Raw genomic sequence first — 7,427 nt, 5'->3', positions numbered from 1 at the left:
AGCTGACCCTGCCGATGATCGAGCTGTTCGGCCGCGGCGGGGCGCTCAAGTCGAGTTGGTACGGCGACTGCCTGCCCTCCCGCGACTTCCCGGTGCTGGCCGACCTGTACCTGCAGGGCCGCTTCCCGCTCGACGACTTCGTCACCGAGGCCATCGGCCTCGACGACGTCGAGGAGGCCTTCGCCAACCTGCGCGGCGGTGAGGTGCTGCGCTCGGTCGTGGTGCTGGACAAGTGAGCGCGCGCGTCGAGAAGGCGGTCGTCTCCGGGGTGTTCAGCCTCGACGGGCAGGACTTCGACGTCGACAACAACGTCTGGTTGGTCGGCGACGACGACGAGGTGCTGGTCATCGACGCCCCGCACCGCGCCGAGCCCATCGTCGAGGCGGTCGGCGGCCGCCGGGTGACCGCGATCGTGCTCACCCACGGGCACAACGACCACATCACCGCGGCGGTCGACCTGCGGGAGGCCACCGGCGCGCCGATCTGGTTCCACCCCGCCGACCGGATGCTGTGGGACGTGGTCTACGGCGAGGTCCACCCGGACGCGGCCCCCGACCACGAGCTCGCCGAGGGCGCGCGGTTCACGGTGGCGGGCGTGACCCTGCAGGCCCTGCACACCCCGGGTCACTCGCCGGGCAGCACCTGCCTGTACTCGGCCGACCTCGGCACCGTGTTCACCGGCGACACGCTCTTCTCCGGCGGCCCGGGCGCCACCGGCCGCTCCTACAGCGACGAGCCGACCATCCTGCACTCCATCCGGACCCGGCTGCTCGCCCTGCCGGCGGAGACCGTCGTCCGCACCGGCCACGGCGGGGACACCACGATCGCCGCCGAGGCGCCCGGTGTCGGCTGAGGGCGCGGCGGTGGCCTCCCGGCCGCCCGCGGGGTCCCCGCACCCCGCGGGCGGCCGGCGCGGGCGGCGGCCGTGGACCGCCGCCCTCGAGTCGGCGCTGCGCGAGGCCAGCTACGAGGTCCTGCCGCTGCGGGGGGCCGAGCAGGCCGTCGTCGAGCACGTCCCGCGGGAGGTGCCCCTGACGGTCACCACGACCGAGGCCAAGGGGCTGACCCGGACCCTGGAGCTGGCCGAGCGGCTGCGCGGGCACGGCTTCGACGCCACGCCGCACCTGGCCGCCCGGCAGGTCCGGGACGGCGCGCACCTCACCGACCTGGTGGCGCGGCTGCGGGCGGCGGGCGTGGACAGCGTGTTCGTCATCGGCGGCGACGCCGCCGAGCCCGCCGGGCCCTTCCCCGACGCGCTCGCCCTGCTGGAGGCGCTGCGGGCCGGCGGCCACTCCTTCGCGCGGGTGGGGATCGGCGGCCACCCCGAGGGGCACGGGCACCTCCCCGACGAGCTCGTCGAGCGCGCGCTGGAGCAGAAGGCCCCGCACGCCACCCACGTCATCACGCAGATGTGCTTCTCCGCCGCGACGACGACGGCGTGGGCGCGGCAGGTGCGGCAGCGCGGCGTGCACCTGCCGATCCGGGTCGGGCTCCCCGGCGCGGTGACCCGGCAGCGGCTGGTCCGCGTCTCCGCCGGCCTCGGGCTCGGCCAGTCGGCGCGCTTCCTGGCCAAGCAGCACAGCGTGTTCTGGCGCTTCTTCCTGCCGCACGGTTACCGGCCCGACCGGCTGCTCACCGGGCTCGCCCCCGCGCTCGGGCACCCGGACGTCGGCCTGCAGGGCCTCCACCTGTTCACGTTCAACGAGGTGGCGCGCACGGAGGCGTGGCGGCAGGAGTGGCTCACCCGCCTGCGCGACCAGGCATCCGTCTAGCGGGACGGAGACGGCGCGGGGCCGGGAGGACGTCGTCCTCCCGGCCCCGCGCCGCGTGCAGCTCGGCAGAGCGGCTCAGCGCGCCAGGCGCTGGGTGAGCCAGTCGTGGAAGGCGCCGATGTGGTGCTCGGAGGGCACGAGGACGCCGCCGTTGGCGTAGGCGCGCGAGGACATCGCGGGCTGCGTCCGCTCGCAGGCGGCGAAGTCCTGCTCGTTGACGCGGTGGAACAGCTCCACCGACCGCGTCACGTCCCTGCCCGACTCGACCACCTCGTGCGAGTACAGCCAGTCGCACTCCACGATCGTCCGGTCCGCCGAGACGGGGAACATGCGGTGGAAGATGACGTGGTCGGGGACCAGGTTGACGAAGACGGTCGGCTTGACCGTGATGGCGTAGTACCGACGGTCCTGGTCCTCCTCGACGCCCGGGAGCCGGTCGAAGCCCTCGCTGCCGTCGACCGTGAAGCCCTGGACGTCGTCCCCGAACTCCGCGCCGTGCCCGACGAAGAACTGCGCGGCGTACCCGTCGGCGAACTCGGGGAGCACCTCGGTCAGTTCGGGGTGGATCGTCGCGCAGTGGTAGCACTCCATGAAGTTCTCGATGATGAGCTTCCAGTTCGCCTTGACGTCGTAGGTGATCCGGCGCCCCACGGACAGCGAGTCGAGCTGGTAGTGGTCGATGGCCTCCACGCTGCCGAGGCGCTCGACGATCTCGCCCACGACCTCGTCCTCGAACGAGGGCGGCTCCTTGGCCAGGCACACCCACGCGTAGCCCAGCCACTCGCGCAGCGCCACCGGCACCAGCCCGTACTGCACCCGGTCGACGTCGGGCATCTTGGTCAGGTTGGGCGCCGCGACGAGCTTGCCCTCGAGGTCGTAGGTCCACGCGTGGTACGGGCACTGGAAGGCCCGCTTGACGGCCCCGGACTCCTCGGTGCAGATCTGCGCACCGCGGTGGCGGCAGATGTTGAGGAAGGACCGCAGCTGCCCGTCCCGGCTGCGGACCACGAGCACGCTCTCGCTGCCCACCTGGACCTTCTTGAAGGAGCCCGGCGTCGGCAGGTCGCTGGAGCGCACGGCGCAGAACCACATGTCCTCGAAGACGTGGGACTGCTCCAGGGCGAAGATGGCCGGGTCCGTGTAGTACTGGCCCGACAGCGTGGGGATCAGGCTCGCGGGCAGGTCGGTGGTGGTCATGCAACACCTCGGCATCGGTCGGGCGGTGTGGGGGACACGCCGGGGTCGCGGGACACGCGGTCCGCGACGGACCACGGTCGCCCGCCGGCGAGCACGTGACGACCGCTGTGTTGCACATTACTCAGCGGGTCGCGCAAGGCGCAACAGTCACCGGACCTGACCGGCCACCCCGGCCGGTCGGCTCAGCGGGTGAAGAAGCCCAGCCGCCGGCTCAGCTCCTCGGCGGCCGCCACCACCCGCCGGGCGAGCCGGGGGAAGTCCTCGTCGTGCATGCGGAAGGAGGGTCCCGAGACGCTGAGGGCGGCCACGACGTCCCCGCTCGCGTCGCGCACCGGGGCGGCGAGCGCGCTCAGCCCCACCTCGTACTCCTCGACGGTGGCGCCCCAGCCCTGCTCGAGGACCCGGTCGAGGTCGCGCTGCAGCGCGTCGGGGTCGGTGGTCGTCCCGGGGGTGAAGCGCGGCAGCTCGCGCGAGAGCACGTCCTTGCGGACCGGCTCGGGCGCGTGGGCGAGCAGCACCTTGCCGCTGGAGGTGGCGTGCAGCGGGGTGCCCTGGCCGACCCAGTTGTGGGTGCTGAGCGCCGCCGGACCGCGGACCTGGCTGATGTTCACCGCGCGGTCGGTGTCGAGGATGGCGATGTTCACCGTCTCCTCGAGGTCGGCCGCCAGCGCCTCGGCGATGCGCCGCCCCTCCTGCGCGATGTCGAGCTGCGCGGCGGCGGCCCCGGCCAGGCGCACGATGCCGAAGCCCAGCCGGTACTTGCCCCGGTCGGCCAGCTGCTCGACGAAGCCCCGGCTCTCCAGCACCGCAACCAGCCGGAAGGCCGTGGACTTGTGCACCCCCAGCTCGGCGGCCACCTCGGTGACGCCGGCCTCCCCGTGCGCCGCCAGGATCTCCAGGACGCTCAGCGCGCGGTCCACGGACTGGACGGCGGCGACGGTGCCCCGCTCGGTGCTCCCACCCCGTGGCTCGCTCATGACCTAGAGCGTAGGTGGCACCCCGTCGTCCCCCGGCCGTCTCTTGACGCCACCTCACCCCTCCGCGCATGCTGTTGCGTACACGGCAGAGAGTTGCGCTGAGCGCAACAGCGACGAGCCTGGAGCACTGATGATCCCGGTCTGCGCCACCACCGCACTGCCCCCCGGTGAGGCCATCCGCGTCGAGGCCGACGAGCCCATCGCGGTGTTCAACGTCGACGGCGAGTTCCTGGCCATCGACGACACCTGCACCCACCAGGACGCCTCGCTGGCCGACGGGTGGCTGGACGGCTGCGCGGTCGAGTGCCCGCTGCACGCGTCCTGCTTCGACCTGCGCACCGGGAAGGTCTCCGGGCCGCCGGCCAAGACCCCCGTGCGCACCCACCGGGTCGTCGTGCAGGACGGGACGGTGTTCGTCCAGCCCGGGATCGCCGCGGAGGGCGCCGCGTGAGCCCCACCGTCGCCGTGGTCGGCGCCTCCCTGGCCGGCCTCTCGGCCGCCCGCGCGCTGCGGGAGCGCTCCTACGACGGCCGGGTCGTGGTGGTCGGCGACGAGGTGCACGCCCCCTACGACCGGCCCCCGCTGTCGAAGGACTTCCTCGCCGGCCGGGCCTCGCTGGACGACATCGCCCTCGGCGCGCCCGACGACGAGGACCTCGCGCTCGAGTGGCGGCTGGGCACCACCGCGGTCGGCCTGGACCCGGCCGGCCGCGCGGTGCTCCTCGCCGACGGCAGCGAGGTCCGCGCCGACGGCGTCGTCCTCGCCACCGGCGCCCGCGCCCGGCGCCTGCCCGGCAGCGAGGGGCTCGCCGGCGTGCACGTGCTGCGCACCCTGGACGACGCGGTCGCCCTGCAGGCGGACCTGGCCGGCGCCGGCTCCCTCGTCGTCATCGGCGGCGGGTTCATCGGGGCGGAGGTCGCCTCCACGGCCCGCGGACTCGGCCTGGACGTCACCGTCGTCGAGGCGCTGCCCGTCCCCCTGTCCGGCCCGCTGGGCGAGGAGATGGGCGCGGTCGTCGCCGGGCTGCACGCCGCCCACGGCACCCGCCTGCTGGTCGGCACCGGGGTCGCCGGACTGGTCGGCACCGGCCGGGTCGAGGCCGTCGAACTCACCGACGGGACCCGGCTGCCCGCCGACGTCGTGGTCGTGGGCATCGGCGCCGTCCCGAACACCGAGTGGCTGGCCGGTTCCGGGCTGGCCCTCGGCAACGGCGTGCTCACCGACGCGCGCGGCGCCACCGGCAACCCCGCCGTCGTCGCGGTCGGGGACTGCGCCGCCACCTGGTCGGGAGCCGCCGAGCGGCACGTCCGCACCGAGCACTGGACGCACGCGCTCGAGCAGCCGGCGACCGCCGTGGCCACGCTGCTGGGCAGCACGGAGCCCGCCCCGGCGCCGGTGCCCTACTTCTGGTCGGACCAGTACGGCGCCCGCATCCAGTTCGCGGGCTCGCGCCGCACCGCCGACGTCCCCCGCGTGGTGGAGGGCAGCACCGCCGAGGGCAGCTTCCTGGCCGTCTACGAGCGCGACGGGCAGCCCGTCGCCGTCCTCGGGGTGGACCAGCCCCGCCTGTTCACCCGGTGGCGCCGGCAGCTGCGCTCGGCGGTGCCGTCCCCGTCCTGACCGCGGTCCGGGCCGCCGGACGCCGACGGCGCGGACGGTCGCGGGGCGCGGCGAGCGCGGCCGCGGCCAGCACGACCGCAGCCGCGGCGAGGGCCGCCGGGGTGCCGGCGGCACCGGCGAGGGCGCCGAGCAGGACCGCGCCGGCGGCCTGCCCGGCGGTCAGGGCGGTGAACAGCAGCGCGGTGGCCTGCGCGGCCGCTCCCGGCGCCTGCCGGCCGCCCCAGTCGATGAGCACGCCGGTGAGGGCCACGAACCCGCAGCCGAACAGCGCCAGCGCCCCCGCGGCGACCGCGACGGTCCCCGGCCGCCAGGCGAGCAGCGCCGTACCCGTCGCGGCGGCGCCCACGGACACCAGCCACGCGGCGGCGAGGCCGGCCCGGTGCGCGAGGCGCCCGCTCAGGCCGCCGAGGAGGGCCGCTGCGCCCAGCAGGCACCACAGCAGCCCAGTGAGCTGCGCGGACAGCCCGCTCCGGGTCGTCGCGTCCGCCCCGAACGTCCACACCCCGGCGCCGCCGGCCCCGGCGAGCACACTGCCCGCGAGCGGTCGGCGCAGGGACCGCCCGCGCACGCCGGGGCCAACGCGGCCGGCGCCGGCCGCCGGTGGTCCCCAGCGGGCGGACCGGTCGGCCCACCAGGTCACCAGCAGGGCGACCGCGGCGAAGCCGAGCCAGGCCGTCCGCCACTGCGCCGGCCAGGCGAGCGCCACCAGGCCGCCCACCACGACGCCGGCTCCGGTGCCGCTGTTGACCACCGCCTGGGACCGGGGTCCGGCCGGTGGTGCCACCGTCCGGGCCACGGCGGCCACCAGGGCCGGGCTGGCAGCGCCCGCCCCGCCACCGGCGACGAGTGCCCCGACCGCCAGCACCGGCACCGCGTTCGCCGCGGCGACCACCAGCGAGCCCGCGGCCGCCGTGCCGCCGGCCCACCACAGGGCCTCCCGCGCCCGCCCCCGGTCGACCAGCCGCAGGCCCAGGACCGCCGCGACGCAGTAGGCCAGGTAGCTCCCCCCGGCGATGCCGCCGGCGACTCCGGAGGTCACGCCCGGGTCCGACCGGAACCGCGGTAGGTACAACCCGAACCCGTACCGGGTCAGCCCGTAGGTGACGGCGACGACCAGGAGCCCGCTCACCACCAGCGGGTGTGGGCGCCGGCCCGTCGGCCGTAACGATCGTTTCAGCACAACGATCGTTACGGTAGGGCGTGCCCCCGGCCGCCGCGACCCCACCGGCCCGTGAGCGCCTGCTCGACGCCGCCGGCGAGCTGTTCTCCGCGTCGGGGATCGCCGCGACCGGGGTCGACGCCGTCCTGGCGCGCGCGCGGGTCTCACCGGCCACCCTGTACGCCCACTTCGCCGGTAAGGACGACCTGGTGGCCGCCTCTCTGGAGCGGCGCTTCCGGCGCTGGCAGCAGAGCTGGGACGACGTCCTCGGCGAGCGGACCGACCCCGTCGACCGGCTGCTGTCGGTGTTCGACGCCGTCGTGCGCTTCCGGGCGGCCGAGGGCAGCCGCCGCGGGTGCGCGTTCCTCGCCGCGGCGACCGAGCTGCCCCCGGGCCACCCCGGCCACCGGTGGCTGGCCGCCGACTCGCGGCTGCTGACCGAGCGGCTCCGACGGCTGGCCGCCGACGCCGGGGCCGGCGACCCCACCGAGGTCGCCGACGGCCTGCTGGCCCTCTACGACGGGGCGCTGGCCCGCCTGGCTCGCCAGGCGGCCACCCCCGGACTCGACACCGGAGACCCGGTGCGGCGCGCACGGCGCGCGGCAGCCGACTGGCTCGCGGGCCGGCTGCGGGTCGGACAGCCTCCCGGCTGAGCCGCCGCCCCGCGGCACGGAGGCCCCGGGTGGGGGAGCGGTCGCTCCC

General features: G+C 75.8%; 8 protein-coding genes and 1 pseudogene. 6 read left to right on the top strand and 3 right to left on the bottom strand.

The genetic code is table 11. From position 1 onward, the window contains the following. The 3 genes and pseudogenes from BLQ97_RS24040 to BLQ97_RS18310 all read left to right on the top strand — a co-directional run. Positions 1-236, top strand: a pseudogene (locus tag BLQ97_RS24040) (S-(hydroxymethyl)mycothiol dehydrogenase); the annotation flags it as partial. After that, entirely contained in the window at positions 233-853 is a 621-nt protein-coding gene (locus tag BLQ97_RS18315) for an MBL fold metallo-hydrolase (RefSeq protein ID WP_091367472.1), read from the top strand. The pseudogene BLQ97_RS24040 and the gene BLQ97_RS18315, both read left to right, overlap by 4 nt. Continuing rightward, the gene (locus BLQ97_RS18310) at positions 843-1,772 is read left to right on the top strand and encodes a methylenetetrahydrofolate reductase (RefSeq protein ID WP_091367471.1); all 930 of its coding nucleotides are present in this window, start codon (positions 843-845) and stop codon (positions 1,770-1,772) included. The genes BLQ97_RS18315 and BLQ97_RS18310 overlap by 11 nt, the downstream gene beginning before the upstream one ends. Before the next feature lie 75 nt (positions 1,773-1,847). Here the strand turns inward: BLQ97_RS18310 and BLQ97_RS18305 are convergent, their stop codons facing one another. Both BLQ97_RS18305 and BLQ97_RS18300 read right to left on the bottom strand, forming a co-directional pair. Continuing rightward, a complete protein-coding gene (locus BLQ97_RS18305) occupies positions 1,848-2,969 on the bottom strand; it encodes an aromatic ring-hydroxylating oxygenase subunit alpha (protein ID WP_091367470.1) in 1,122 nt (373 codons plus the stop codon). 182 nt (positions 2,970-3,151) lie between these two features. Then, entirely contained in the window at positions 3,152-3,946 is a 795-nt protein-coding gene (locus tag BLQ97_RS18300) for an IclR family transcriptional regulator (protein ID WP_091367469.1), read from the bottom strand. 130 nt (positions 3,947-4,076) lie between these two features. Here BLQ97_RS18300 and BLQ97_RS18295 point away from each other — a divergent pair, with 130 nt between their 5' ends. Beyond that, complete coding sequence (locus BLQ97_RS18295) at positions 4,077-4,397, top strand: bifunctional 3-phenylpropionate/cinnamic acid dioxygenase ferredoxin subunit (RefSeq protein WP_091367468.1); 321 nt, start codon at positions 4,077-4,079, stop codon at positions 4,395-4,397. Continuing rightward, positions 4,394-5,566, top strand: coding sequence for an NAD(P)/FAD-dependent oxidoreductase (locus BLQ97_RS18290; protein WP_091367467.1), 1,173 nt, complete (start codon positions 4,394-4,396; stop codon positions 5,564-5,566). Before BLQ97_RS18295 ends, BLQ97_RS18290 begins: the two co-directional genes overlap by 4 nt. Here BLQ97_RS18290 and BLQ97_RS18285 read toward each other — a convergent pair. Further along, positions 5,517-6,695 carry an MFS transporter gene (locus BLQ97_RS18285; protein WP_245692433.1) on the bottom strand — a complete coding sequence of 393 codons (1,179 nt, stop codon included), beginning with the start codon at positions 6,693-6,695 and terminating at the stop codon, positions 5,517-5,519. The two genes, BLQ97_RS18290 and BLQ97_RS18285, sit on opposite strands and share 50 nt — an antisense overlap. A 71-nt stretch (positions 6,696-6,766) precedes the next feature. On the opposite strand from BLQ97_RS18285, the gene BLQ97_RS18280 reads away from it, so the two are divergent. Beyond that, positions 6,767-7,378: a TetR/AcrR family transcriptional regulator gene (locus tag BLQ97_RS18280; protein ID WP_091367465.1), complete on the top strand. Its 612-nt coding sequence runs from the start codon at positions 6,767-6,769 to the stop codon at positions 7,376-7,378. The last annotated feature ends 49 nt before the right edge of the window (positions 7,379-7,427 follow it).

The organism is Geodermatophilus telluris (genome assembly GCF_900102745.1).
In the GTDB taxonomy this organism is placed as follows: domain Bacteria; phylum Actinomycetota; class Actinomycetes; order Mycobacteriales; family Geodermatophilaceae; genus Geodermatophilus; species Geodermatophilus telluris.
This window is presented reverse-complemented; position numbering and strand designations above follow the sequence as displayed.